26 protein-coding genes and 2 pseudogenes are annotated in these 22,455 nt (G+C 71.1%); 13 read left to right on the forward strand and 15 right to left on the reverse strand.

The window, feature by feature from the left end; all coding sequences use genetic code 11:
* Window positions 1–27: 27 nt before the first annotated feature.
* The 5 genes and pseudogenes from ABH925_RS00120 to ABH925_RS00140 all read right to left on the reverse strand — a co-directional run.
* Window positions 28–1,051: pseudogene (locus tag ABH925_RS00120) on the reverse strand (IS630 family transposase).
* A 34-nt stretch (window positions 1,052–1,085) separates the two neighbouring features.
* The gene (locus ABH925_RS00125) at window positions 1,086–1,781 is read right to left on the reverse strand and encodes a hypothetical protein (RefSeq protein WP_370144358.1); all 696 of its coding nucleotides are present in this window, start codon (window positions 1,779–1,781) and stop codon (window positions 1,086–1,088) included.
* A 94-nt stretch (window positions 1,782–1,875) separates the two neighbouring features.
* Window positions 1,876–2,208, reverse strand: coding sequence for a PCC domain-containing protein (locus ABH925_RS00130; protein ID WP_370144360.1), 333 nt, complete (start codon window positions 2,206–2,208; stop codon window positions 1,876–1,878).
* On the reverse strand, window positions 2,199–2,672 hold the full coding sequence (locus ABH925_RS00135; protein WP_370144941.1) for a hypothetical protein: 474 nt from the start codon (window positions 2,670–2,672) through the stop codon (window positions 2,199–2,201). The genes ABH925_RS00130 and ABH925_RS00135 overlap by 10 nt, the downstream gene beginning before the upstream one ends.
* A gap of 172 nt (window positions 2,673–2,844) precedes the next feature.
* Window positions 2,845–3,081: pseudogene (locus ABH925_RS00140) on the reverse strand (helix-turn-helix domain-containing protein); the annotation flags it as partial.
* A gap of 68 nt (window positions 3,082–3,149) precedes the next feature.
* Here ABH925_RS00140 and ABH925_RS00145 point away from each other — a divergent pair.
* From ABH925_RS00145 to ABH925_RS00170, 6 genes are all read left to right on the forward strand, one after another.
* Window positions 3,150–3,380 (forward strand): hypothetical protein, encoded by a 231-nt coding sequence (locus ABH925_RS00145; RefSeq protein ID WP_370144361.1) that lies wholly within the window; start codon window positions 3,150–3,152, stop codon window positions 3,378–3,380.
* 201 nt (window positions 3,381–3,581) lie between these two features.
* Window positions 3,582–3,833 carry a hypothetical protein gene (locus tag ABH925_RS00150; protein WP_370144362.1) on the forward strand — a complete coding sequence of 84 codons (252 nt, stop codon included), beginning with the start codon at window positions 3,582–3,584 and terminating at the stop codon, window positions 3,831–3,833.
* Window positions 3,834–4,108: 275 nt separating this feature from the next.
* A complete protein-coding gene (locus tag ABH925_RS00155; RefSeq protein ID WP_370144363.1) occupies window positions 4,109–4,960 on the forward strand; it encodes a nitrilase-related carbon-nitrogen hydrolase in 852 nt (283 codons plus the stop codon).
* Between the two features lie 5 nt (window positions 4,961–4,965).
* Window positions 4,966–6,258, forward strand: a complete 1,293-nt coding sequence (locus ABH925_RS00160; RefSeq protein ID WP_370144364.1) for an aspartate aminotransferase family protein — start codon at window positions 4,966–4,968, stop codon at window positions 6,256–6,258.
* Window positions 6,255–7,661: a dihydropyrimidinase gene (gene hydA, locus ABH925_RS00165; RefSeq protein ID WP_370144365.1), complete on the forward strand. Its 1,407-nt coding sequence runs from the start codon at window positions 6,255–6,257 to the stop codon at window positions 7,659–7,661. The genes ABH925_RS00160 and hydA overlap by 4 nt, the downstream gene beginning before the upstream one ends.
* A gap of 105 nt (window positions 7,662–7,766) precedes the next feature.
* The gene (locus ABH925_RS00170; RefSeq protein ID WP_370144366.1) at window positions 7,767–8,777 is read left to right on the forward strand and encodes a TIGR03842 family LLM class F420-dependent oxidoreductase; all 1,011 of its coding nucleotides are present in this window, start codon (window positions 7,767–7,769) and stop codon (window positions 8,775–8,777) included.
* A gap of 151 nt (window positions 8,778–8,928) precedes the next feature.
* Here ABH925_RS00170 and ABH925_RS00175 read toward each other — a convergent pair whose 3' ends face one another.
* Complete coding sequence (locus ABH925_RS00175; RefSeq protein WP_370144367.1) at window positions 8,929–9,114, reverse strand: SPOR domain-containing protein; 186 nt, start codon at window positions 9,112–9,114, stop codon at window positions 8,929–8,931.
* A 153-nt stretch (window positions 9,115–9,267) separates the two neighbouring features.
* Between ABH925_RS00175 and ABH925_RS00180 the strand changes: the two genes are divergently transcribed.
* Genes ABH925_RS00180 through ABH925_RS00190 form a run of 3 tightly spaced genes read left to right on the forward strand, consistent with a single transcriptional unit; the run spans window position 9,268 to window position 11,158 of the window.
* Window positions 9,268–9,576 carry a hypothetical protein gene (locus ABH925_RS00180; RefSeq protein ID WP_370144368.1) on the forward strand — a complete coding sequence of 103 codons (309 nt, stop codon included), beginning with the start codon at window positions 9,268–9,270 and terminating at the stop codon, window positions 9,574–9,576.
* Window positions 9,551–10,645 carry a Scr1 family TA system antitoxin-like transcriptional regulator gene (locus ABH925_RS00185; RefSeq protein WP_370144369.1) on the forward strand — a complete coding sequence of 365 codons (1,095 nt, stop codon included), beginning with the start codon at window positions 9,551–9,553 and terminating at the stop codon, window positions 10,643–10,645. Before ABH925_RS00180 ends, ABH925_RS00185 begins: the two co-directional genes overlap by 26 nt.
* A 48-nt stretch (window positions 10,646–10,693) precedes the next feature.
* Window positions 10,694–11,158, forward strand: coding sequence for a hypothetical protein (locus ABH925_RS00190; protein WP_370144370.1), 465 nt, complete (start codon window positions 10,694–10,696; stop codon window positions 11,156–11,158).
* A 36-nt stretch (window positions 11,159–11,194) separates the two neighbouring features.
* On the opposite strand, the gene ABH925_RS00195 is transcribed toward ABH925_RS00190, so the two are convergent.
* The 4 genes from ABH925_RS00195 to ABH925_RS00210 form a co-directional block, all read right to left on the reverse strand.
* Window positions 11,195–11,812 (reverse strand): TetR/AcrR family transcriptional regulator, encoded by a 618-nt coding sequence (locus ABH925_RS00195; RefSeq protein ID WP_370144371.1) that lies wholly within the window; start codon window positions 11,810–11,812, stop codon window positions 11,195–11,197.
* Window positions 11,813–11,944: 132 nt separating this feature from the next.
* Window positions 11,945–12,451 (reverse strand): Rieske 2Fe-2S domain-containing protein, encoded by a 507-nt coding sequence (locus ABH925_RS00200; RefSeq protein ID WP_370144372.1) that lies wholly within the window; start codon window positions 12,449–12,451, stop codon window positions 11,945–11,947.
* Window positions 12,452–12,639: 188 nt separating this feature from the next.
* Window positions 12,640–13,539 (reverse strand): acyl-CoA thioesterase, encoded by a 900-nt coding sequence (locus tag ABH925_RS00205; RefSeq protein ID WP_370144373.1) that lies wholly within the window; start codon window positions 13,537–13,539, stop codon window positions 12,640–12,642.
* A gap of 97 nt (window positions 13,540–13,636) precedes the next feature.
* On the reverse strand, window positions 13,637–14,125 hold the full coding sequence (locus tag ABH925_RS00210; protein WP_370144374.1) for a pyridoxamine 5'-phosphate oxidase family protein: 489 nt from the start codon (window positions 14,123–14,125) through the stop codon (window positions 13,637–13,639).
* 107 nt (window positions 14,126–14,232) lie between these two features.
* On the opposite strand from ABH925_RS00210, the gene ABH925_RS00215 reads away from it, so the two are divergent.
* Both ABH925_RS00215 and lgt read left to right on the forward strand, forming a co-directional pair.
* The gene (locus ABH925_RS00215; protein WP_370144375.1) at window positions 14,233–15,123 is read left to right on the forward strand and encodes an enoyl-CoA hydratase/isomerase family protein; all 891 of its coding nucleotides are present in this window, start codon (window positions 14,233–14,235) and stop codon (window positions 15,121–15,123) included.
* 143 nt (window positions 15,124–15,266) lie between these two features.
* Window positions 15,267–16,283: a prolipoprotein diacylglyceryl transferase gene (gene lgt, locus ABH925_RS00220; RefSeq protein ID WP_370144376.1), complete on the forward strand. Its 1,017-nt coding sequence runs from the start codon at window positions 15,267–15,269 to the stop codon at window positions 16,281–16,283.
* A gap of 32 nt (window positions 16,284–16,315) precedes the next feature.
* Here the strand turns inward: lgt and ABH925_RS00225 are convergent, their stop codons facing one another.
* Complete coding sequence (locus ABH925_RS00225; protein WP_370144377.1) at window positions 16,316–16,918, reverse strand: DedA family protein; 603 nt, start codon at window positions 16,916–16,918, stop codon at window positions 16,316–16,318.
* A gap of 26 nt (window positions 16,919–16,944) precedes the next feature.
* A complete protein-coding gene (locus ABH925_RS00230) occupies window positions 16,945–17,370 on the reverse strand; it encodes an ArsR/SmtB family transcription factor (RefSeq protein ID WP_370144379.1) in 426 nt (141 codons plus the stop codon).
* Window positions 17,371–17,503: 133 nt separating this feature from the next.
* Here ABH925_RS00230 and ABH925_RS00235 point away from each other — a divergent pair, with 133 nt between their 5' ends.
* Window positions 17,504–18,538: a DMT family transporter gene (locus ABH925_RS00235; protein ID WP_370144918.1), complete on the forward strand. Its 1,035-nt coding sequence runs from the start codon at window positions 17,504–17,506 to the stop codon at window positions 18,536–18,538.
* Here ABH925_RS00235 and ABH925_RS00240 read toward each other — a convergent pair.
* Window positions 18,522–19,313, reverse strand: coding sequence for a serine protease (locus ABH925_RS00240; RefSeq protein ID WP_370144381.1), 792 nt, complete (start codon window positions 19,311–19,313; stop codon window positions 18,522–18,524). The genes ABH925_RS00235 and ABH925_RS00240 overlap by 17 nt on opposite strands.
* A 204-nt stretch (window positions 19,314–19,517) precedes the next feature.
* Between ABH925_RS00240 and ABH925_RS00245 the strand changes: the two genes are divergently transcribed.
* Complete coding sequence (locus ABH925_RS00245; RefSeq protein WP_370144383.1) at window positions 19,518–19,961, forward strand: universal stress protein; 444 nt, start codon at window positions 19,518–19,520, stop codon at window positions 19,959–19,961.
* Between the two features lie 22 nt (window positions 19,962–19,983).
* On the opposite strand, the gene ABH925_RS00250 is transcribed toward ABH925_RS00245, so the two are convergent.
* Complete coding sequence (locus ABH925_RS00250) at window positions 19,984–20,898, reverse strand: cation diffusion facilitator family transporter (RefSeq protein ID WP_370144385.1); 915 nt, start codon at window positions 20,896–20,898, stop codon at window positions 19,984–19,986.
* 53 nt (window positions 20,899–20,951) lie between these two features.
* On the reverse strand, window positions 20,952–22,436 hold the full coding sequence (locus tag ABH925_RS00255) for a glycoside hydrolase family 47 protein (RefSeq protein ID WP_370144387.1): 1,485 nt from the start codon (window positions 22,434–22,436) through the stop codon (window positions 20,952–20,954).
* Between the last annotated feature and the right edge of the window lie 19 nt (window positions 22,437–22,455).

Here is a 22,455-nt window from a genome sequence, read left to right on the forward strand (position 1 = left end):
CCACACGCGAACGTGCGCGGTGCAGCGCTAGTGTCCTGCGCCAGAGATTCGTTGGCAGAAGCGGGCGAGGGAGTCCAGGATCTCTTCGGCGGTCTTGGTCCAGGTGAACGGCTTGGGGTTCTCGTTCCAGTCCTTGACCCACGCGCGGATGTCGGCTTCGAGGGCCTGCACGTTCTTGTGGGCGCCGCGTCGGATCATCTGGTCGCTCAGGAAGCCGAACCACCGCTCGACCTGGTTGATCCACGAGGAACTGGTCGGGGTGAAGTGCAGGTGGAAGCGCGGATGCCGCTCCAGCCAGGCCCGGATCGCGGGGGTCTTGTGAGTGCCGTAGTTGTCGCAGATCAGGTGGACTTCCAGGTCTTCGGGGACCTCCTTGTCGATCTTGATGAGGAACTTCTTGAACTCCTGGGCCCGGTGGCGGCGGTGCAGGGAGCTGATGACCTTGCCGCTGCTGACGTCGAAGGCGGCGAACAGGGTGGTCAGTCCGTTGCGCACGTAGTCGTGGCTACGACGCTCGGGCATGCCAGGCATTATCGGCAGCACCGGCTGGGACCGATCCAGGGCCTGGATCTGGGACTTCTCGTCCACCGAGAGCACCACCGCACCCTCGGGCGGGTTGAAGTACAGGCCCACCACGTCGTAGACCTTCTCCACGAACAGCGGATCGGTCGACAGCTTGAACGTGCTGGTCAGATGGGGCTTGAGCTGGAACTTCCGTCGCCACGACCACGGCCTCCACCTCCTCCACCGAGATCGTCGGAGGCCGGCCCGGACGTGGCTCGTCGAGCAGGCCGTCCAACCGATCGACCAGGAACCGTCGCCGCCACTTGCGGACCGTGTCCGCCGCAACTCCCAACTCCCGTGCGACACCTACGATCGGTGGCGCATCAGGGCCGGCGCAGGCCAGCACGATACGCGACCGAAGGGCCAACGCCTGCGATGACGTCGCCCTACGAGTCCACCGTTCCAACGCTGCCTGTTCCTCGTCGGAGAGCAACAACGGTTCCAGTTTCGGACCCCGACGAGGAACAGGCGCAGCAGCAGAAGTCACATACCAACTAACGACGAACTACCGGCGCAGGACACTAGTTGTCGGTGGTGAGGGCACTGTCGGCGATGGAGACGATGGTGCCGCCGGCGTCGAGGCGGATCGTGAAGATGCTGGTGGGGGCCCAGGCGAAGCCGCCCGCGCTGCTCTTCCCCGCCGAGTGGGCGGCCACCAGCTGCTGGAAGTCCGCGACGGTGGCGCTGGTCTGGATGAAGCCGGTGGACAGCAGGGTCACCCGGGCCGTGGGGGACAGGAAGTAGGTCGGGTTGCGGGTGCTGCTCGCCGTGACGATCGGCCCGAAGCCCGGCTGGCAGCTCATCGTCGTCCTGTGGCTCACGACATAGACCCCCTCGCCGTCCTGCACCGGGGCCGAGTCCACGGAGATCCAGCTCGACCCCGCCGGGGCGCTGCAACTCGGTGCGGGCAGGGTGACGTGCACGGTGTGGATCGCACTGGGCGCCACAAGCGGCAACGGGGTGCCGTTCACGACGGGAATCGCAGCCGGCTTGAGCTGCGTGGTGCTCGGCGACGGGGACACCGAAGGAGCGGCGCTCACCGTGGCTGTGGCCGGGGCGGCGGACGCCGAGGGCGTCGGCACGGGTGCACTGCTCGCCGGGTGGCTCGCGCCCGCGGTGGCCGTCGAGTGACCGGAACAGGCGGCCAGCACTGCCAGCGCCCCGCCCATCGCGGTCAGGGCGATGCCGGTGCGGCGCGAGCGGGTGCTGTGGTGCATGGCGGTTCGTCTCCTCGGTCAGAGCGGCATCCTACGCACCCCACCCCAGCCCTGAGCAGGCAGGTCCCGCCATCCCTCCATGAGGATCACTCGGTCAGAGGCGGTGCAGGTACACGTTGACGAAGTAGGGCCCGCCGACGTCCGCAGCCTGCAGGTGTCCTGCCAGTGCCTGCCCGCCTTCGACGCCACATGTCACGTGGAGGTTGGGCACTCCGCCGAGGATCTCCCCGTTGCCGGAGACCTCGGCGAACCGACCGGAGGTCAGTACGGCCTCGCGGGGGTTGTCAGCCTTCATCGTGGACAGGGTGAAGGAACGGACCGCGCCGACGACGGAGACGACCGCAGCATTGGCGATTCCCCGCTCCGCCGCGATGGCCGTCAGTGCCTCGATCATGTCGCCCTTGTCGCCGAGGGTGATCAGTTCCATGGCCGCTCCCCGTTCAGTGCCAGTCCCAGAGCCCGCAGGTTCTCCCTGCTGGTCTCGGTTCTCAGGGCCTCGCCCAGCAGGCGACGGGCGACCAGCGAGCCCCCCTCTACAGCCTCCCCCAGGAATACCGCCGAACACCAGCGATTGGAGGAGTCCAGGGGATCACGCAGGAGTCGGCCGAGAGCTCGGATCTCCCCGGACGGGGCGGCGTGTGCCGAGTAGCTGTCCGCATCCGGCCAGGAGAGCGTGAACGTCCGCCGGGTGAAGCATCGCATGCAGCGGCGTCGTGTCTCGTCGTCACGACGCATGGACAACTCGGCGCGTTCGATCAGCTCCGACCGCTGAGTTTTGAAGAGCGTGCCCTGAGCGTTGCCCCGAAGCAGGGAGGTCGACCCACCGTCGAGCCATCGCACGAGCCGCCGTCGAGTGCCCTGGTCGCGATTCGCGAGATTGGCGAGCGACACCGCGAAGTCGTACGGGCCGATGTTCCGCGAGAGCCCATGCCTCGTCCCCTCCGGCGACGGAGGCGAGCATGTCCAGCAACTCGGCGCGACGGGATCGGTTTATGGCCATGCCGGTGGCGGCCAGGAAGGTCCGACGCTCCATCCTCGCAGTATGGACCGCAGCCCTGAGCTCGTTGAGCGGCACGTCGAGCACCGTGGCGAGCAGGCCGAGCCAGTGAGGCCCAGGCACCACTTTGCCGGTCTCCCATCGTTTGACCTGGTCACGGCCGGGTTTGCCGTCCGGGTTGCCGTCCGCAGTACACAGCAGGCCTGCCAACTGAACCTGCGTCAGTCTTCTGTCGATCCGCCGATCACGGATCAGATCCCCGAGGGTCATACGTCCAGAATGCCCCCCGGCTTGCCCCCGCATGGCCGAGTCGGCCCAGGTAAACCAGTCAGAGTCGGCTACAGCACGAGCGAGTCACCCGGAGCGGCACCATGACAACCAGTCAGCGGGACATCGACTGCGACCCTCACCGCCTTGCCATCGTGGCAGCGGCACGGCTCCGCGCGGCGATGAAGGCGCACGGCCTCGACCTTCCCTCCCTGCGGGGCAGTCACCCGGTGCTGGATGTCCCGTTCGTCGAGCTGGGCGGGTGCTCCGCCGACCTTGCCCAGTCGCTTGCCACGGTGCTGGAGGGGGCGGAGCCCAGTGCTGGCCATGAGTAGCGTCGGCACTGGACTCGCTTGGGTGGCCCCGGTGAATTTCGACTACGGCCTGCCCTTACCCGCGCCGCAGGCCACCCCTGGTTGCCACCGCTGCGCGCGCCTCGTCGGCCTCCGCGAGACAGCACAGAAGGCGGGTGACGGGAGCGCCGTGACCGACGTCAACGTCCTGATGCGGCGACACAGCGGGGAGGTTCATCACTGATGGGATCCACGACCACGATGCGGTTCCGTGAGTACAAGATCACGACCGTGGACGACCCGTTGTCGCTGCCGACGTTCAGCGCCGAGTGCGTCACGGGTGAGGAGACCGACTGCGGGGTCTCCTCCGGCGAGGGGCACAGCGCTGAGCACATTGTCCGTTGGATTGCTCGGCACTGCGCTGAGACCGGCCACCAGATGTACGAACGCCATACCCGGGCCACCATTCGCGCCGACCCCGGACCCTGGCACTGAGGCCACAGACACCCGCACGTCCGCGACACACGGGCGCCCGGGTGACGTCATGCGGATGCTGTGGGGGTCTGCCGACCTATTCTCGGGGTGGATGGCCTGCCGAGCTGGGTAGGGACCAGGGACGGCACGGCGGGAAACAGGATCGTCTTCGCTGCGTTACGTACCGACGTATTGCCACGTTGATGATGATGGTTCTAGGTTCTACGCACGTAGACAGATAGACGCTTTCCCGAACGACCGTGCCGGAGCCGTCCGGTGGAAGGTAAAGGTGTGTCATGTCCAGTCCTGCTCAGATCGTGCGCGCCGCACTCGTCCAGACGAAGTGGACGGGTGACAGCGCCTCGATGATCGACCTCCACGAGCGCTACGCCCGCGAGGCCGCCGCCCAGGGGGCCCGGGTCATCGGATTCCAGGAGGTCTTCAACGCCCCGTACTTCTGCCAGGTGCAGGAGGAGGAGCACTACCGCTGGGCGGAGGCCGTCCCCGACGGGCCCACGGTGACCCGGATGCGGGACCTCGCCCGCGAGCTGAACATGGTCATCGTGGTCCCGGTCTACGAGGTCGAGCAGCCCGGCGTGTACTACAACACCGCCGCCGTGATCGACGCCGACGGCAGCTACCTCGGCAAGTACCGCAAGCACCACATCCCGCAGGTCAAGGGCTTCTGGGAGAAGTTCTACTTCAAGCCGGGCAACCTCGGCTGGCCGGTGTTCGACACCGCCGTCGGCCGGATCGGCGTCTACATCTGCTATGACCGGCACTTCCCCGAGGGCTGGCGCGCGCTCGGGCTGGCCGGCGCGCAGCTGGTCTACAACCCCTCCGCCACCAGCCGTGGCCTGTCCGCCTACCTCTGGCAGCTGGAGCAGCCCGCCGCCGCCGTCGCCAACGAGTACTTCGTCGCGGCGATCAACCGGGTCGGTGTGGAGGAGTACGGGGACAACGACTTCTACGGCACCAGCTACTTCGTGGACCCGCGCGGCCAGTTCGTCGGCGAGACGGCCTCCGACAAGGAGGAGGAGCTGCTGGTGCGCGACCTCGACTTCGGTCTGATCGAGGAGGTGCGGCACCAGTGGGCCTTCTACCGGGACCGGCGCCCGGACGCCTACGGACCGCTCGCGGAGGCCTGAGCCCGATGACCGAGCCGAGCCGCACCCTGCACGCCCGCCACCGCGCGGTCACGCCCGCCTGGCTGGCCACCTACTACCGCGAGCCGATCGAGCTCACCCACGGCGAGGGCCGCCACGTCTGGGACTCCGAGGGCCGCCGTTACCTGGACTTCTTCGGCGGCATCCTGACCACGATGACCGCTCACGCGCTGCCCGAGGTCACCAAGGCCGTCGCCGAGCAGGCCGGGCGGATCCTGCACACCTCCACGCTCTACCTCTCCAGTTCCATGGTCGAGCTGGCCGAGCAGATCGCCGGGCTGTCCGGCATCCCCGACGCCAAGGTCTTCTTCACCACCTCCGGCACCGAGGCCAACGACACCGCGCTGCTGCTGGCCACCGCCTACCGGGGCTCCAACCAGCTGCTGGCGATGCGCAACAGCTACCACGGGCGGTCCTTCAGCACCGTCGGGATCACCGGGAACCGGGCCTGGTCGCCGACCAGCCTGTCTCCACTGCAGACCCTCTACGTCCACGGCGGCGTGCGCGGCCACGGCCCGTTCGCCCACCTCTCCGACGCCGGGTTCATCGCCGCCTGCACCGCCGACCTGGAGGACCTGCTGGGACAGGTCGGCGGCCGGGTCGCCGCGCTGATCGCCGAGCCGATCCAGGGCGTCGGCGGGTTCACCAGCGGGCCCGACGGGCTGTTCGCCGCCTTCAAGCGGGTTCTGGACCGGCACGGCATCCTGTGGATCAGCGACGAGGTGCAGACCGGCTGGGGCCGCACCGGTGACCACTTCTGGGGCTGGCAGGCCCACGCCGAGGCCGGGCCACCGGACGTGCTGACCTTCGCCAAGGGCATCGGCAACGGCCTGTCCATGGGCGGCGTCGTCGCCCGCGCGGAGGTGATGGACTGCCTGGACGCCAACTCCATCTCCACCTTCGGCGGCAGCCCGGTCACCACCGCCGGCGCCCTGGCCAACCTGCGCTACCTGCTCGACCACGACCTGCAGGGCAACGCCCGCAGGACCGGGGCCGTGCTGGCCGGCCGACTGCGCGCGGCCGAACTGCCGGTCGTGCGCGAGCTGCGCGGACGCGGACTGATGATCGGTGTGGAACTGGTCGACCCGGCCACCGGCGAGCCCTCGCCCGAGGCGGCCACGGCGACCCTGGAACACGCCCGCGAGCGGGGCCTGCTGATCGGCAAGGGCGGGCTGCTCGGCAATGTACTGCGGGTCGCCCCGCCGCTCTCGCTCACCGAGGGCGAGGCGGTCGAAGGCGCCGACCTGCTGATCGACGCTCTGAAGGAGGCCGTCCGGTGACCGCTCCCCGTGTCCTGATCCGCAACGGACTGGTGATCACCGCCGCCGAGGAGGTGCATGCCGACGTCCTCATCGAGGGCGAGCGCATCGCCGCCCTCGCCGCGACCGGCAGTGCCGCCGCCGCCGGCTGGACCGCCGACACCACGTACGACGCGACCGGACGCTACGTCATCCCGGGTGGCGTCGACGTGCACACGCACATGGAGCTGCCGTTCGGCGGCACCGCCGCGATCGACACCTTCGAGACCGGCACCCGCGCCGCCGCCTGGGGCGGCACCACCACCATCGTCGACTTCGCGGTGCAGTCCGTGGGCCGCCCGCTGCGCGAGGGACTGGACACCTGGCACGCCAAGGCCGAGGGCAACTGCGCCATCGACTACGGCCTGCACATGATCATGTCGGACGTCACCGAGGACACCCTCAAGGAGATGGACGTCCTGGTCGAGGAGGGGGTCACCTCCTTCAAGCTGTTCATGGCGTACCCGGGCGTCTTCTACAGCGACGACGGCCGGATCCTGCGCGCCATGCAGCGCTCCGCCACCAACGGCGGGCTGATCATGATGCACGCCGAGAACGGCATCGCCATCGACGTGCTGGTCGAACAGGCGCTGGCGGCCGGCCACACCGACCCCCGGTACCACGGCGAGGTGCGGCACGAGCTGCTGGAGGCCGAGGCGACGCACCGCGCGATCCAGCTGGCCCGGGTCGCCGGCGCGCCGCTCTACATCGTGCACGTCTCCGCCGAACAGGCCGTCGCCGAACTGACCCAGGCCCGCGACCTGGGACTGAACGTCTTCGGCGAGACCTGCCCGCAGTACCTGTTCCTGTCCACCGACAACCTCGCCGAGCCCGGGTTCGAGGGCGCCAAGTACGTCTGCAGCACCCCGCTGCGGCCGCGCGAGCACCAGGCCGCACTGTGGCGGGGGCTGCGGACCAACGACCTGTCGGTGGTCTCCACCGACCACTGTCCGTTCTGCTTCAACGGGCAGAAGGAACTCGGCCGGGGCGACTTCTCGAAGATCCCCAACGGCCTGCCCGGCGTGGAGAACCGGATGGACCTGCTGCACCAGGCCGTCCTGGACGGCCACATCTCCCGCCGCCGCTGGATCGCGCTGGCCTGCGCCACCCCGGCCCGGATGTTCGGGCTCTACCCGCGCAAGGGCACCATCGCCCCCGGTGCCGACGCCGACGTGGTGATCTTCGACCCGCACGACCGCTACACCATGTCCGCCGCCACCCACCACATGAACGTCGACTACTCGGCCTACGAGGGCAGGCAGGTCACCGGCCGGGCCCGGACCGTGCTCTCGCGCGGGTCCGTGGTCGTCGACGACGGCCAGTACCTGGGCCGGGCCGGGCACGGGGTCTTCCTGCCCCGGGGCACCTCGCAGTACCTGCTCTGACGTTCTGTCCGTACCGCTCGCAACCCGCCACGTTGCCGTTCCCGCAGCCCCAAACTCCCGTAGCCCCCATTCCCCAAGCCCCAACTCCCAAAGAGAGGAGCGCCCGTGGACTTCGGCCTGGTCCTGCAGACCGACCCGCCGGCCCGGCTGCTCATCGACCGGATGAAGCGTGCCGAGAGCGCCGGGTTCACCCATGGCTGGACCTTCGACTCGGTGGTGCTCTGGCAGGAGCCGTTCGTCATCCACAGCCGGATCCTGGCCGAGACCGAGCGCATGACCGTCGGCCCGATGGTGACCAACCCCTCCACGCGCACCTGGGAGGTCACCGCCTCGCTCTTCGCCACCCTCAACGACATGTACGGCAACCGCACCGTCTGCGGTATCGGCCGCGGCGACTCCGCCATGCGCGTCGCCGGACGCAAGCCCGCGACCCTGGCCCGTCTCGGCGAGGCCATGCACGCCATCAAGGAGCTCGCCGAGGGCCGGGAGGTGGAGGTCGACGGTACCGCGATGCGGCTGCCCTGGGTCACCGACGGCGCGCTGCCGGTGTGGATGGGCGCGTACGGGCCGAAGGCACTGGAGCTGACCGGCCGTCAGGCCGACGGTTTCATCCTGCAGCTCGCGGACCCCTTCCTGACCGAGTGGATGATCAAGGCCGTCCGCGCCGCGGCCGAACAGGCCGGACGCGACCCGGACGCGCTCACCATCTGCGTCGCCGCCCCCGCCTACGTCACCGACGGCAGCCCGGAGCAGCTCGCCCACGCCAGGGAGCAGTGCCGCTGGTTCGGCGGCATGGTCGGCAACCACGTCGCCGACCTGGTCAGCCGCTACGGCGCCCACTCCGACCTGGTGCCGGAGGCCCTCACCGAGTACATCAAGGGCCGCCAGGGCTACGACTACAGCCACCACGGGCGGGCCGGAAACCCCGACACCGCCTTCGTCCCCGACGAGATCGTCGACCGCTTCTGCCTGCTCGGCCCGCCGGCCGCGCACCGCGAGAAGCTGGAACACCTCCGCAGCCTGGGTGTCGACCAGTTCGCCGTCTACGCGATGCACGACGCGGTCGAGGGCGTCATCGACAGCTACGGCACCGAGGTGATCCCCGCCTTCGGCTGACACCTCCGAGCCCCCCGAACCCGCAGCCCCCGAACCGCAGCCCCCCGAACCCGCAGCCGCCCCGCCTCGCCGTCGGGGCGGCTGCGCCTGCGCGCCGCGCACGACTCAGCGCTGGGACCGGGCCGCGCGCCGGGATCGGCGCCCCCTGGAGTCAGTTGCCGGTCGAAGCCGGGCCCTCGACCCAGTACAGCTGCTTGTGCCCGCGCGCCTCGAACTCGTCGGCCGCGCGCTGCGCCTGTTCGACGTCCGCGAAACGCGCGACCACAAACTGGTTCCCGTTGTCGTCCTGACGCATCAGCACAGAGGGACGCGCCGGTTCTGCCTGGGATTCGCTCATGATGCCGCGCAGTCTACGGACGGCGGGCGAGCCATGCCCGCGCGCCCCTTGATGCCCGCGCACTCCCTACGGTGTGTCACGATGCTTGCGCACTCTGTCACCACAGTGTTAGCAATTGTCACAGCACCTCACGTTCTAGGGACCACCAAGGCCATGCGTCTCACCTTCCTCGGCACCACCTCCAACAACGGCAACTGTCCTACTCTGTACGCCACCGACCGCGGAACCCTGGTCGTCCAGGGCTACCTCGTCACCGACCCCGACGCCCGGGAGCAGTTGCGCGACCTGCTGCCGGGGGAGTCCGCGGTCGAGGTTCCACGCGAGCTATTGCGCTACTTTGCGCCATTCCCCGGCGACGGCGCGCATGCGACCGACGCAATCAACCACCACGGGCGCCGGTTGCCGGCTCCGAGCAGCGGCTCGCAGGGGGTGTGCGATGACGGACTTCCAGCGGGAACGTGAAGCGCTCGGGGGCTGGCTGCACCGGCTGCGACGCGAGGCCGGGCTGAACGGGAAGGAGCTGGCGGCCCGGCTGGGCTGGGCCGCCTCCAAGATCTCCCGGATCGAGCACGGCCGGCAGACGCCGTCCCAGGCCGACGTAGCGGCCTGGGCACGGGCCACCGGAGTACCGGACGTGGCGGTCGAACTCGCGGCCCGGTTGCAGTCGCTGGACAGCCACTACGTGTCCTGGCGCCGCTCGTTGCGGGCCGGGCACGCCCCGCGCCAGCGGGTCGGGACCGAACTCGACAGCGGGACCGGGCTGCTGCGTGCCTTCGAACCGGGGATGGTCCCCGGCCTGCTGCAGACCGCCGAGTACGCCAGGAACCTGTTCGCCCGGCTGGTCCAGCTCCAGGGCACACCGGACGACGTCCCGGCCGCCGTGCAGGCCCGGATGGAGCGCCAGCAGGTGCTCTACCAGCCCGAACGGCAGTTCCATTTCGTGCTCACGGCGGCGGCGCTGCGCACCCGACTGTGCCCGACCGACGCGCACCGGGGCCAGTTGGACCGCCTGCTGGCGGTCACCTCGCTGGCCAACGTCCGGCTCGGGGTGATCCCGGACGAGGCGCAGCTGCCGCTCGCGCCGCTGCACCCGTTCTGGATCTACGACGAGCGGCTGGTCCAGGTGGAGACCTGGAGCGCCGAGATCAACGTCACCGAACCGGCCGAGATCACCCTCTACCTCCAGGTCTTCGAGCACTACGCGCGCTCCGCGGTCTACGGCGCGGCGGCCCGCCGGGTCGTCGGCGCGGTGCTCGCCGAACTCGCTGACCCCGGCGATGCGGTGGACCCCAGGGGGCCCAGAAGTCCCGACTGCGTCCGGGCCCCGGTGGACCCGGGCGACTGCGTGGGCCACTCCGCCCCGGCGGACCCGGGCGAGCCCGCCGACCCGGTGGGGCAGGCGAACCCCGCCGACCCGGTGGGGCAGGCGAACCCCGCCGACCCCGCCGGGCCGGTGGACCCCGCGCAGCACCGGGTACCGGTGCAGGAGTCACGCAGCACGGAAGCCATCCAGCGTCAGGATTCGCAATAAGCAGCAATCAGCCTCGCCCACCCGGTCGCCCGGCTCTACCCTCCGAGCATGGCACGTGACGGAGCGGGGTCAGCAGGCGAAGCGATCGACTGGCTGCTGCGGGCCGCGCCCCGGCCGGCCCCCTCGCGTGCCGAATGGGAGCACTGCGGGGGCGGGTTGACCGCACTGCTCGCCGGAGTCGCCTGGGACGCCGTCCAGACCAGCCTCACCCTGGGCATCGAGGCCGTCGACACCCTCCGCTACGCCGGCGTGGCAGGCCCTGCCCTGTGCCGCGCGGACTGCGGGGTGGTGCTGGTGCTGGTGCCGGTGGGCACGGCGGCGACCTGGCACCCGACGGGCGGCGCGGTCGCGCTCGGGGCGGGTCGGCGGCTGCTGGTGCCGTACCCGGGTCAGTCCTTCGGCGCGGACTACTGGCTGATTCCCCCCGACGGCAGCGGCTTCCTCACCGACCCGGGGCTGCTGCGCACCGCGCTGCGCCGCGCCGCAGCCCTCTACGCGGCGGCCGCGTGGTGATGGAGGACTGAGTGGGCGCCGGCCGTCGGCGCCGGTTCAGGTCGGCGTGTAGGGGGCCAGGACCAGCCGGATGACCTCCTCCAGACGCAGATAGACGTCGCTCAGGGTGCTGCGGCCGGTCACCCAGGCCACCAGCTCGCCCTGCCAGGCCGCGTCGATGATGTGCGGCACCACCGTCCTGGCGGCCGGTGGCACCTCGGGCAGCACCGCCAGCAACGACGCCCGCCCCGCGCTGGCCATGGCCGCCACCGCCTCGCTGGCGAAGGGATCGGTGGAGACGGTGACGGACACCAGCAGATGGGCCAGGTTCGGCTGGCGCTGGAACGCCCGCATGCCCCGGTGCACGAAGCGGACGACCCGGTCGGAGGCCCCGAGCGGTGCCGGGGAGCCGCGCAGTTCGGCGGCCAGGTCCGTCATCAGCATGCCGCGCCAGTCCGAGACGGCTGCGGCCAGCAGATGCTCCTTGGAGGAGAAGTAGCGGTAGGTCGTTCCGAGGGCGACCCCGGACCGTTCGCTCACATGTTTCATCTGGACGCGTTCCACGCCGATCTCGGAGACCAGGTCGAGAGCCGCTCTGATCAGGTGTTTACGGCGTTCCAGCTGGCGGGGAGACATCGCCTCGACCGGCCTGGGGGACAGGTCTACCTTGGACACCCGGCCATCGTACCGGGAATGGTGTTGCAAGTGTATGGCACCTGATCAGATCACCCGACCGCTGTGGACCCGATCGGCGGGCCCACAGCGGTGGAACAGGGTTCTCGTTTTCGGGTGCTCTCTGCCGCTCCGTCAGGACAGCGCGATCTCACCATTGTTGACGCTGATGCTCATCGCGGCCAGCGGCGCCGGGGCCGGGCCCTGCGCGACCGTGCCGTCCGCAATGTGGTACTTGCTGCCGTGGCAGGGGCAGTTGATGGTGCCGTCGGAGACGCTGCCCACGGTGCAGCCGGCATGCGTGCAGATGGCGGTGAACGCCTTGAACTGACCGGCGGAGGGCTGGGTCACCACCACCTTCTGGTCCGGGAACACCTTGCCGCCGCCGACCGGGACATCCGCCACCGCAGCGAGGGTGGTACCGCCGCCCGAGCCGGAGCCCGAACTCGCCCCTGCCGCGGCGCTGCTGCCGCCGCCCGCCGGGGGCTGGCCCGTGGCCGGGGCGGACGCGCCGCCCTGGTCGCTGCTCGCGGTGCTGGTGCCGCCGGAGCCGCAGGCGGTGAGGACGGTGGCGACCCCGGCCAGTCCTGCTCCGGCGAGGACGGTGCGACGGGCGGGGCTCTGCGGTGATTCCTGGGCCATGGGACCTCCTGGGCTGGACTGGCCGGACCGGCTGGTGTGCCTGACGTCCGTTGTCGGGAGTGACAACGCACGCCGCCCGCCCAGGGTTCAGCCCCGGCGGCCGCGAGTTCGGTACGGTCCGTTTCGCGCAGCGCGGTGAGTGCCGCACGGAAGGCCCCGCTCACTCGGCTCCGCGGTTCGGTCCGCTGTCAGGCCCGCTTCTCGCGGACCAGCGCCTCCTGCACCACCGAGGCCACCAACAGGCCCTGGCGGGTGTAGAACTCGCCGTGCGCCAGCCCGCGCCCGTCCGAGGAGCTCGGGCTGCGCTGGGCGAAGAGCAGCCACTCGTCGGCCCGGAACGGCCGGTGGAACCACATCGCGTGGTCCAGCGAGGCCAGGCTGATCGTGGACGGACCCCTGCGCTCGGCGCGCGGCGGCTGCAGGTGCAGCGCGGCGGTCGAGGCCAGCGTCAGGTCGGACAGGTAGGCGAGCGCGCAGACGTGCAGCAGCGGATCGTCGGCGGGCAGTGCCGAGGCCGACTTCAGCCAGACGAACTGCTCCTCGACCCCGGACTGCCGGCCGGGCAGCCCCTCGGTGCCGGGCGGCACGATCCGCATGTCCAGGGTGAGCCGCCCGGTCGACGACCAGTAGTTCTCGGTGCCGCCGTCGGCCCAGTCCGCGTACGGGTCGGGCAGCCGCTCCGGGTCCGGCAGCACCGGCATCGCCCGCTGCCGGTCCGCACCTTCCTCGGGCTTCTTGAACGAGGCCGACAGCGTGAACACCGCCTCCCCGCGCTGGATCGCGGTGACCCGGCGGGTGGTGTACGAGTGGCCGTCGCGCAGCCGCTCCACCTCGTAGACCAGCGGTCGGCGCGGGTCGCCGGGACGCATGAAGTAGCCGTGCAGCGAGTGCACCAGCCGGCCCGGGTCCACTGTGCGCCCGGCCGCGACCAGGGCCTGCGCCGCCACCTGCCCGCCGAAGGCACGCAGCGGCGCGCCCGCGTGGCACCAGCCCCGGAACAGGTTGACGTCGACCTCGTCCAGGCGTAGCAGGTCGACGAAGCCGGAGATGGTGCTGGGCTGCTCGGTCAGTTCGGTTGCGTCCACCATCCCCGCATCGTGTCAGATGTGATCGTGAAAACCGCTGTGACCTGCGTTACCTCCGCCGTGGAGGGGTCCGCGGACGGGGGATTCCGGCGGTGCGGGGTCAGCGGGCGAAGTCACCGCCGAGCTTGCGGAAGTCCCAGCTGGTCAGCGTCAGCGGGTCGAGCCGGAGCCAGGCGTGCCGGCCGTCGTGGTACATGGTGTCGCCGAAGCCGTACTTCGCCGCGAACAGCGCCTCCGGGGAGGCGAGTTCCGGAGCCGGCTCCCCGGTGCGCGGGGCCTCGCCGACCGGCCGGACGTCGCCGGTCAGCTCGACGCCGCGCAGGTCGCCGTACTCCTCGCCGGCGTCCACCACGACCGCGATCCGGGGGTCCCGGGCCAGCTCGGTCCAGCGGCGGCTGCGGGTGATCGAGTACAGCCACAGTGCGGAGCCGTCCCAGACGAACCACAACGGCGTCACATGCGGGCGGCCGTCCGCCGAGACGCTGGCGACCCGGCAGGTCCGCTGCCGGGACAGGAAGTCGTCGCGTTCGGCCGGGGTCATCATGATCCGCCGGCCGTGGAGCTGTTGCGGCGTTCCGCTCTCGCCCATCCCTGCCTCTTCCCTCGGTGCGGGTGAACCGGGAGCATGGCCCGGGCAGATAAGTAGAACGCGTTCTCTATTGATGCGCCAGGGCCACGACCGGAGACCCCGCAGACATGACGGACACCACGGACACCACGAGCACCATCGGCGCGACGAGCGCGGACGCCACGAGCGCCACCGGCGCGATCGGCGCGGCGGGCCGCTTCGAGACGCTGCGCTACGAGCTGCGCGACCACGTCGCAGAGGTCACGCTGAACCGCCCGGAGCTGCACAACGCCTTCGACCTGCGGATGATGCGCGAACTGCGGGACCTGTGGCGGGAGCTCAGGGAGGACGACGAGGTCCGCGTGGTGATCATCACCGGCGCCGGGGACCGGGCCTTCTGCACCGGGGTCGACCGGGGCGCGCTGGCCGACCCGGACCTGCCGATCGGCACCCGCGGCGGAACGCCGCTGCACTTCGACGACCCCGGCGACTGGCTCAGCCCCAAGACCGCGGGCGACCTCTGGAAGCCGATGATCGCCGCCGTCAACGGGATGGCCTGCGGCGGGGCCTTCTACCTGCTCGGGCAGGTGGAGTTCATCATCGCCGCCGAACACGCCACCTTCTTCGACCCGCACACCAGCTACGGCATGGCCTCGGTCTTCGAGTCGATGGCCATGCTGCAGCGGATGCCGCTCGGGGAGGTGATGCGGATGCAGCTGACCGGCGCGCACGAACGGCTCTCCGCCGACCGGGCGTACCAGATCGGCCTGGTGCAGGAGATCGTCCCCGGCCCCGAACTGCTGGACGCCGCCCGCCGGGTGGCCACCGCGATCGCCTCGCAGCCACCGCTGGCGGTGCAGGCCACCCTGCGCGCCGTCTGGTACGCCCAGGATCTCGGCTACCGCCAGGCGCTGGACGTGGCCAAGACCCTGATCCAGCTCGGTGACCACCCCGCCGCCCTCGCCGAGGGCCAGGCCGCCTTCACCTCCGGAGCCCGCCCCCCGTACCGCCTGCGCTGACCCCTGCCGGAGGCGGTGCCCGGGACCTGCCGAGACCCGTACCCCGCAGAGGGCCGTTCCGTGATCGGGCGGATGTATCGTGGGGCGCGCATAAGCCGCGGGAGGCAGCGCCCCGCCTGGTCGCAAAGGGAAACGGCCCTCTGATGGAACTCGCGTACATCCCCAGCCCCTCACAGGGTGTCTGGCATCTCGGACCGCTCCCGATCCGCGCGTACGCGCTGTGCATCATCGCGGGCATCGCCGCCGCGCTGTGGCTCACCCGTCGTCGCTGGACGAAGCTGGGCGGCAACCCCGACGACGTCATCGACATCACCCTGTGGGCGGTCCCGTTCGGCATCGTCGGCGGCCGGCTCTACCACGTGATCACCGACCCCGAGCTGTACTTCAAGGCCGGTGAGCAGCCGATCCGGGCCCTCTACATCTGGGACGGCGGCCTCGGGATCTGGGGCGCGGTGGCACTGGGCGCGCTCGGCGCGTGGATCGGCTGCCGCCGCAAGGGTGTGCCACTGGCGGCCTTCGCCGACGCGCTGGCGCCGGGCCTGATCCTGGCCCAGGCGATCGGCCGCTGGGGCAACTACTTCAACCAGGAGCTCTACGGCGACCCGACCACGATGCCCTGGGGCCTGAAGATCGACAAGGTCTTCGCCGACGGCAGCAGCGTGCACGGCATCTTCCAGCCGACCTTCCTGTACGAGTCGCTGTGGGATCTGGCGGCCGTGGGCGTGCTGCTCTACGTGGACCGCCGCTGGAACTTCCACTCCGGCCGGCTCTTCGCGGTCTACGTCGCCTGCTACACCGCCGGTCGCGGCTGGATCGAGATGCTGCGCAGCGACCACGCCAACCGCATCCTCGGCCTGCGGGTGAACGACTGGGCGTCGCTGCTGTGCTTCCTCGGCGCGGTGACCTACCTGATCGTGACCCGCGACCGTCCGGAACCCTCGCCACGGCTCGGCCGCTCCCAGCTCGCCCCGGAGGCCGACGGCCCCGACGCGGAGCCCTCACCGGCCCCCGACGCCGACTCCGGGCCTGCGGACACCGCCGAGCCGGAGCCCGCGCAGAGCGAGGCCGTACAGGGCGAGGCCGACCGGTCCGAGGCCGACCCGGTCGAGCCCCGCACCCTCGACCCCGAGCCGCACGAGTCGGGCCGCACCGGCGGCTGACCGCGGCCGGTCACAGGCCGGTCGCAGGCCGGTCAGCGGTGGTGGCGGCGCCAGGCCCAGACGGCTGCGGCCACCACCACGACCGCCGCGACGAAGCCGGCCAGCGCGGTCCCCACCACGCCGGCCACGTGCTTGTAGGCCGCCCCGGCGAGATAACCGACCAGGCAGTAGCCGACGCCCCAGACCAGCCCGCCCGCGGCGTTGAACACCAGGAACCGCCGGTAGGGCAGCCGGGACACCCCGGCCAGCGCGGGCACCATGGCCCGGAACACGGCCACGAAGCGGCCCAGGAACACCGCGTAGGGGCCGCGCCGGCGGATGAAGTCCTGCGAGCGCTCCACCCGGTCCTGGTGCCGCGTCGCGAACCGGGTGCCCAGCAGCCGCGGCCCGAGGCTCCGGCCCACCTCGTACCCGACCGAGTCGCCGATGATCGCCGCCAGCACCACGACCGGCATCAGCAGCGGCAGGCTCACCCCCCGGTGGGCGCTGGCGAGCACGCCGCCGATCACCACGGCGGTCTCCCCGGGCAGCACGAAGCCGACGAAGAGCGCGTCCTCGGCGAACACCAGGGCGGCCACGATCAGGTAGACCAGCGGGCCGTTGAGATTCAGCAGCCAGTTGGTGATCGACTGCATGCGTGCTCCTCCGGGTGGTGGCGGGACTACGGCACGATCAGCGTGCCGCCCTGGCTCCCCGCGACGGCCGGATCCCGGTCGGTGGCGGGGGAGTCGCCGTCGCGCTGCTCCAGGCGCAGGTGCTCGACGTGGTAGACGGCCTGGTCCAGCAGCGCCCGGACGTGGTCGTCGTAGAGGGCGTAGACCACGCTGCGCCCGCGTCGTTCGCCGACGACCAATCCGAGCTCACGTAGTACCCGCAACTGGTGCGAGCACGCCGACTGCTCCAGACCGACCTCCGCGGCCAGCTCGGTGGCCGCGCAGGCGCCCTCGCGGAGCCGCGAGAGGATCATCAGCCGGGACGGTGTGGCGAGCGCCTGCAGGGTGCCTGCCACCCGCGCAGCGCTGGAGGAGTCCAGACGTGCGTGTGCCGTGCGCGTGTCGTCCGGCGCTTCGTCCTGGCCCTGGCCCATGCGGTTCATCGTACCGACCGGCGGCGGTACGGATCATGGGAAGGGGCCGGTCGGGTCGCGGCGGACAGGAACCGGGGGACGCCTGCGGGTAGCATCGATCAGTGGTCCGGACGAGAGGGGGAGGACCGTGACAATGATGGCGACGCTGTCCGTGGTCTTCGCCGTACTCGCGGCGGTGAGCAACGCGCTGGGCACTGTGCTGCAGCGCCGGGCCGCGCTGATCGTCCCGCAGTCGGACGGCTTCCGGCTGCGGTTGATGTGGGACCTGCTGCGTACCCCGGTGTGGTTCGGCGGGATTCTCGGAGTGATCTTCGCTGCCGTCTTCCAGGGGCTGGCCCTGGTCAGCGGGCCGCTGGCGGTGGTGCAGCCGATCTTCGTGCTGGAGCTGCCGTTCGCCCTGCTGATCTCCGGGCTGGTGTTCCGCAAGCGGATGTCGGCCGGCGGCTGGTTCTCGGTGGCCGCGATCGTGGTCGGGCTCGGCACCGCGCTCAGCTCGGCCGCGCCCAGTGGCGGTTCGCTGCAGCCGCCGGGCGCGCTGTGGCTCCTGGCGCTGGTCAGCTGCGGCGGTGCGATGGTGCTGCTGGCGGGGGCGGCCCTGAAGCGCCCGGTGGGACCGGCCCGCGCCGCTTGCCTGGGGACGGCCGCGGCCATCGGCTACGCGCTGACGGCGGCGTTGATGAAGTCCGCGACGGACACCCTGGACCACCGGGGCGTCGGCGCCTTCTTCACCTCCTGGCAGACCTACGCCTTCGCCGCGGTCGGCGTGTGCGCGCTGTTCCTGCTGGAGAACGCGATGCAGGCCGGACCGCTGGTGGCTTCGCAGCCCGCACTGACCCTGGGCGACGCGCTGATCAGCCTGTCGCTGGGGGTGACCCTCTACAGCGAGTCGGTGCGCACCGGCTGGTGGCTGATCCCCGAAATGCTCGGGGTCGGCCTGGTGCTGGTCGGCGCGGTCGGCCTGTCCCGGCTGGACGCCAACGCCCGCCCGGCGACCGACGCGAATGCCACGTCCGACGCGAATGCCGGGACCGACCCGCGCCCCGGGACCGACGCGCGCCTCGTGGCGGAACCGCAGGGGCAGGCGGAGCGCGAGGATTCGGCCCCGCGTGCGGAAACGGTGCACCACGGCCCGACGGCGGTCCGCCAGGACGTCAGCGGACCTGCGTGACGGCCTGCTGGTAGAGCACGGACGCGTCGTCGTCGAAGCGGACGCTGTAGGAGATGTCCGGGGTGTAGCCGCCCTGCTCGAAGCCGCCGATCACGCCCAGCACCAGGTTCTCGTCGTGGTGGGCCCCGGCGTGGCCGGGAACGACCCAGGGGCTGCCGCTGGTGCCGTCGGTGTAGTTGGCGCAGTCGATCCGCAGCTGGGTGTCGCTGTACAGGCCGATCGAGTTGCTGCAGGTGATCGGCTCGTCCTCGCTGTCCGGGTAGCCGGTGAGGGTGACCGGGGCGGTGGCGTCGGCGTTGACGTCCAGCGCGTTGGCCCCGACGACCTGCTGGATCTCCTTGCCGTTCAACGGGTCGAGGACGGCGAAGGCGACGTCGTGGTCGGGGTCGTTGTCGGCGGTCCAGCGGCTGTCCACGACGATCCGGTCCAGCTGCCACACCCCGTAGGGCTCGGTGCCGTCCCGGTAGCCGGGCACGAACACGGTCCGTGACGCCGAACGCGACAGGCAGTGCGCCGCAGTGATGATCACATCGCCGCCGGGGCTGTCCACCACACTGGCGGTGCAGTAGTGCCCGCCCGCCACGCTGCCGGAGAACAGGGCGCCGATTCTGGCGTTCTGGACGCTGGGCAGCGCGAACCTGGAGCTGCCCAGGCCGTGCGTGCTGGCCGAAGCGACGGTGGCCTGTCCCATGGCCATCACGACCAGCCAGGCAACGGTCGCGACGACCCAGCGGGTGGCCTCGACGAGGACGGAACGGAACCGGTGGTCGCTCACGTCCCGACTTTCGATCACGATGATGTGAGGACAGTGGGCGGGAGATGAGGAAGCGCTGAGAATCCCGCCTGCCAAGGGGGCCTCCCAACTGGGGCGCGGACGGTTCCCGCACATCGTGCACTGCCGTCGCCCTGAGTCACAAGTGTTGAGGCCCAACGTCATACTGGTGTTCGTCCGGGAGACGACTTTCCGTAGGGAGATTCGATGTTCGAACTGGGTACCGACGGACCTACGGTGATCGTGGCCGGTGTGGACGGATCGGACTCCTCGATGCGGGCCGCCGCCTACGCCGCCGGGCTGGCCCGGCGTCAGCGGGCCCGGCTGGCCGTGGTCTACATCCAGCCGGTCGGGAGCCTGGGCGGCGCCGAGGTGGGCGCGGCCATCGCCGAGGCGTCCCGGGAGACCGCCGCCGACCTGGAGCGGCAGTTCCGGGCGGCGGCCGAGCGCACCGACCCGGACGGCCTGATCCGCTGGGAGTTCCGTACCCAGCCCGGCGATCCGTACAGCGGGCTGGTGGAGCAGGCGGAGCTGCTGAAGGCCGACGCCGTCGTGATCGGCGCCTCGCAGAAGGCGGGGCACCGCATCATCGGCTCGGTCGCGGTCCGGCTGGTGAAGGCCGGCCGCTGGCCGGTCACCGTCGTGCCCTGACCTGACCCGCCCTGACCGGGCCTCAGCGCTCACGCAGGATGTCCGGCTCCAGGTAGATCACCCGGGCCACCGGCACCGCGGCCCGTACCCGGGTCTCCGCCGCGTCGATGGCCCGGGCCACCTCGGCCGCGGTGTCGTCGTGCCGCACCGCGATCTTCGCGGCCAGCAGCAGCTCCTCCGGCCCCAGGTAGAGCGTGCGCAGATGGATGACCTCGGTGACGGCGTCGTCGGCGACCAGCGCGGCCCGGATCGCCGCCACGTCGGCCGGGCTCGCGCCCTCGCCGAGCAGCAGGCTCTTGGTCTCCACCCCGAGCACCACCGCGATCACCACCAGCAGGGTGCCGATGCAGACGGTGCCGACGCCGTCCCACACACCGTCCCCGGTGGCCAGGGTCAGGCCCACCCCGAGCAGCGCCAGCAGCAGGCCGATCAGCGCGCCGAAGTCCTCCAGCAGCACGATCGGCAGCTCCGGCGCCTTCGCCCGGCGGATGAACTGCACCCAGGTCTGGTCGCCGCGCAGCGGGTTGGACTCGGCGACCGCGGTGCGGAACGAGAAGCCCTCCGCGCAGATCGCGAAGACCAGCACCCCGACCGGCCAGTACCAGTGATCCAGCTCGTGCGGGTGCCGGATCTTGTCGTAGCCCTCGTAGAGCGCGAACAGCCCGCCGACGGTGAACAGCACGATCGCGACCAGGAAGCCGTAGACGTACCGCTCCCGGCCGTAGCCGAAGGGGTGCTCCTCGCTGGCGGCGCGCCGGGCCCGGCGGCCGCCGAGCAGCAGCAGCGCCTGGTTCCCGGAGTCCGCCAGCGAGTGCACGCCCTCGGCCAGCATCGAGGAGGAGCCGCTGGCGGCGAAGGCCACGAACTTCGCCGCCGCGATCGCCAGGTTGGCGCCGAGTGCCGCCACGATCGCCCTGCTGCCACCGGATGCGCTCATGGCCTGCCGACGTCCCCTCGTCCCGCTGCCCTGTCCCCGTGGTGATCATACGGTCAATCCGGGCGAATTCCGGAGAGCACCTTCCCCTCGGTGGACAGCAGGCCGGAGCGGTAGTCGAAGCGGGACGTGCGGGAGAAGATCAGCCAGAGGTACTTCAGGTTCTCGGCGAACCAGTAGGCCGGGGTCAGGTCGCCGAGCCGCATCCCCCGCACCGTCACATCGCCGGCCACGGTGTAGCCGCCGGGCACCCGTTGCCGGGTGCGCATGGCCTCGAACCAGCGGTAGGCGGTCTGCTTGTAGACGGCGCCGCCGGTGAGCCGCCACAGGTCGAAGGCCGAGTTGGCGTACTCGGGGCGCAGCTGGCTGCCCCGGTCGACCGCGGTCATGGTGCTGAAGTCCACGGTCTCCGGCAGGGTCGGGTAGCGGTCCAGGACCGCCGTCCAGGAGCGGTGGTAGGCGGCGCCGTGGCGCAGGTCGCCGCCCTTGCCGAGCAGTCCGGCGAAGAAGGAGGCGAGTTCGGACTGCTGCGGTGCCCCGGTGTGCCGTCCGGTGCGGAAGTCGACCTGGTGGAACCAGAGGTGTCCGCCCGAGGTCACCGACTGCCGCCGCAGCACCGCACCGGTCAGCAGGTGGTACCAGTCGGTCAGCTGACGGTCGCCCAGCAGTGCGCCGCCGCCCCAGAGGTACTCGTAGAAGGAGTCCACCGGCGGGTTGGGCGCGTTGTCGGCGACGTCCACCCAGCGACCGGTCTCGGCGTGGATCGTGGTGCCCAGCAGGTCGAGCGAGCTGCGCCGGCTGATCACGGCGCGGTAGGCGCGCAGGGAGGCGTCGTAGTAGCGCGGGTCCCCGGTGAGCCGGGAGAGCAGCCCGAACTCCATCATGCTGGTGCCGGCCTCGGCCAGCGCCGTCTGCGCACCGCGCACCGCGCCGCTGCGCAGATTGACGTGGGTGTACGGGATGCCGGTCGGCGAGGAGGTGTACGCGGGCAGCAGACGGTCCGCCAGTTCCCTGGCCCGGGCCAGCAGGCTGGGCCGGCCGGAGGCCAGGTGCGCCGCCAGCAGGCCGCCGACCAGGCGGATCACCGCCTCGAAGACCTGGACCTCGGCGTTCGCGGCCGGGTCCAGGTGCGCGTCGATCCAGTCGCAGCAGCGGGTCACCTCGGCGTCCTCGCCCATGAGGTGGAGGGTGTCCACGGCCTCGACGATGGACAGGCCGAAGGTGTGCCCCGGCGCGAAGAAGTCGTGCCTGGTCCGGCTGACCGGCCGGACCTCGTCGTAGCCCCAGGCGGTGGAGGTGTAGCCGCGCCAGCCGTGCAGGAACTCGGCCTTGACCTGGGCGGCGACGGTGGCGTCGGAGGGCATGGCCGGGCGGCGCGCGGTCAGCCCGCCGACCGTCCCGGCGATGCCCGTGGTGCTGCCCGTGCGGACCGGGGCGGCGGTGGTGGCCGATGCGGGGGCGGCGGCGAGCAGGGCGGCCGCGGCGCCGCCTGCGGCGGTGCCGAACAGGGCGCGTCGCGAGGGAGTGGAGACTGTCTGCATGGTTACAGCACGCTACGGA

Source organism: Streptacidiphilus sp. EB129, assembly GCF_041262645.1.
Classification (GTDB): Bacteria; Actinomycetota; Actinomycetes; order Streptomycetales; family Streptomycetaceae; genus Streptacidiphilus.

Bases quoted from the DNA above. Each gene is read 5' to 3' on its own strand.
- ABH925_RS00255 (WP_370144387.1), bottom strand. From the start codon at position 22,436: ATGCAGACAGTCTCCACTCCCTCGCGACGCGCCCTGTTCGGCACCGCC.
- ABH925_RS00190 (WP_370144370.1), top strand. From the start codon at position 10,694: ATGGCACGTGACGGAGCGGGGTCAGCAGGCGAAGCGATCGACTGGCTG.
- ABH925_RS00230 (WP_370144379.1), bottom strand. From the start codon at position 17,370: ATGGGCCAGGGCCAGGACGAAGCGCCGGACGACACGCGCACGGCACAC.
- ABH925_RS00160 (WP_370144364.1), top strand. From the start codon at position 4,966: ATGACCGAGCCGAGCCGCACCCTGCACGCCCGCCACCGCGCGGTCACG.
- lgt (WP_370144376.1), top strand. From the start codon at position 15,267: ATGGAACTCGCGTACATCCCCAGCCCCTCACAGGGTGTCTGGCATCTC.
- ABH925_RS00250 (WP_370144385.1), bottom strand. From the start codon at position 20,898: ATGAGCGCATCCGGTGGCAGCAGGGCGATCGTGGCGGCACTCGGCGCC.
- ABH925_RS00210 (WP_370144374.1), bottom strand. From the start codon at position 14,125: ATGGGCGAGAGCGGAACGCCGCAACAGCTCCACGGCCGGCGGATCATG.
- ABH925_RS00150 (WP_370144362.1), top strand. From the start codon at position 3,582: ATGGGATCCACGACCACGATGCGGTTCCGTGAGTACAAGATCACGACC.
- ABH925_RS00175 (WP_370144367.1), bottom strand. From the start codon at position 9,114: ATGAGCGAATCCCAGGCAGAACCGGCGCGTCCCTCTGTGCTGATGCGT.
- ABH925_RS00215 (WP_370144375.1), top strand. From the start codon at position 14,233: ATGACGGACACCACGGACACCACGAGCACCATCGGCGCGACGAGCGCG.
- ABH925_RS00130 (WP_370144360.1), bottom strand. From the start codon at position 2,208: ATGGAACTGATCACCCTCGGCGACAAGGGCGACATGATCGAGGCACTG.
- ABH925_RS00235 (WP_370144918.1), top strand. From the start codon at position 17,504: ATGATGGCGACGCTGTCCGTGGTCTTCGCCGTACTCGCGGCGGTGAGC.
- ABH925_RS00155 (WP_370144363.1), top strand. From the start codon at position 4,109: ATGTCCAGTCCTGCTCAGATCGTGCGCGCCGCACTCGTCCAGACGAAG.
- ABH925_RS00125 (WP_370144358.1), bottom strand. From the start codon at position 1,781: ATGCACCACAGCACCCGCTCGCGCCGCACCGGCATCGCCCTGACCGCG.
- ABH925_RS00185 (WP_370144369.1), top strand. From the start codon at position 9,551: ATGACGGACTTCCAGCGGGAACGTGAAGCGCTCGGGGGCTGGCTGCAC.
- ABH925_RS00205 (WP_370144373.1), bottom strand. From the start codon at position 13,539: ATGGTGGACGCAACCGAACTGACCGAGCAGCCCAGCACCATCTCCGGC.
- ABH925_RS00200 (WP_370144372.1), bottom strand. From the start codon at position 12,451: ATGGCCCAGGAATCACCGCAGAGCCCCGCCCGTCGCACCGTCCTCGCC.
- ABH925_RS00245 (WP_370144383.1), top strand. From the start codon at position 19,518: ATGTTCGAACTGGGTACCGACGGACCTACGGTGATCGTGGCCGGTGTG.
- ABH925_RS00145 (WP_370144361.1), top strand. From the start codon at position 3,150: ATGACAACCAGTCAGCGGGACATCGACTGCGACCCTCACCGCCTTGCC.
- ABH925_RS00225 (WP_370144377.1), bottom strand. From the start codon at position 16,918: ATGCAGTCGATCACCAACTGGCTGCTGAATCTCAACGGCCCGCTGGTC.
- ABH925_RS00180 (WP_370144368.1), top strand. From the start codon at position 9,268: ATGCGTCTCACCTTCCTCGGCACCACCTCCAACAACGGCAACTGTCCT.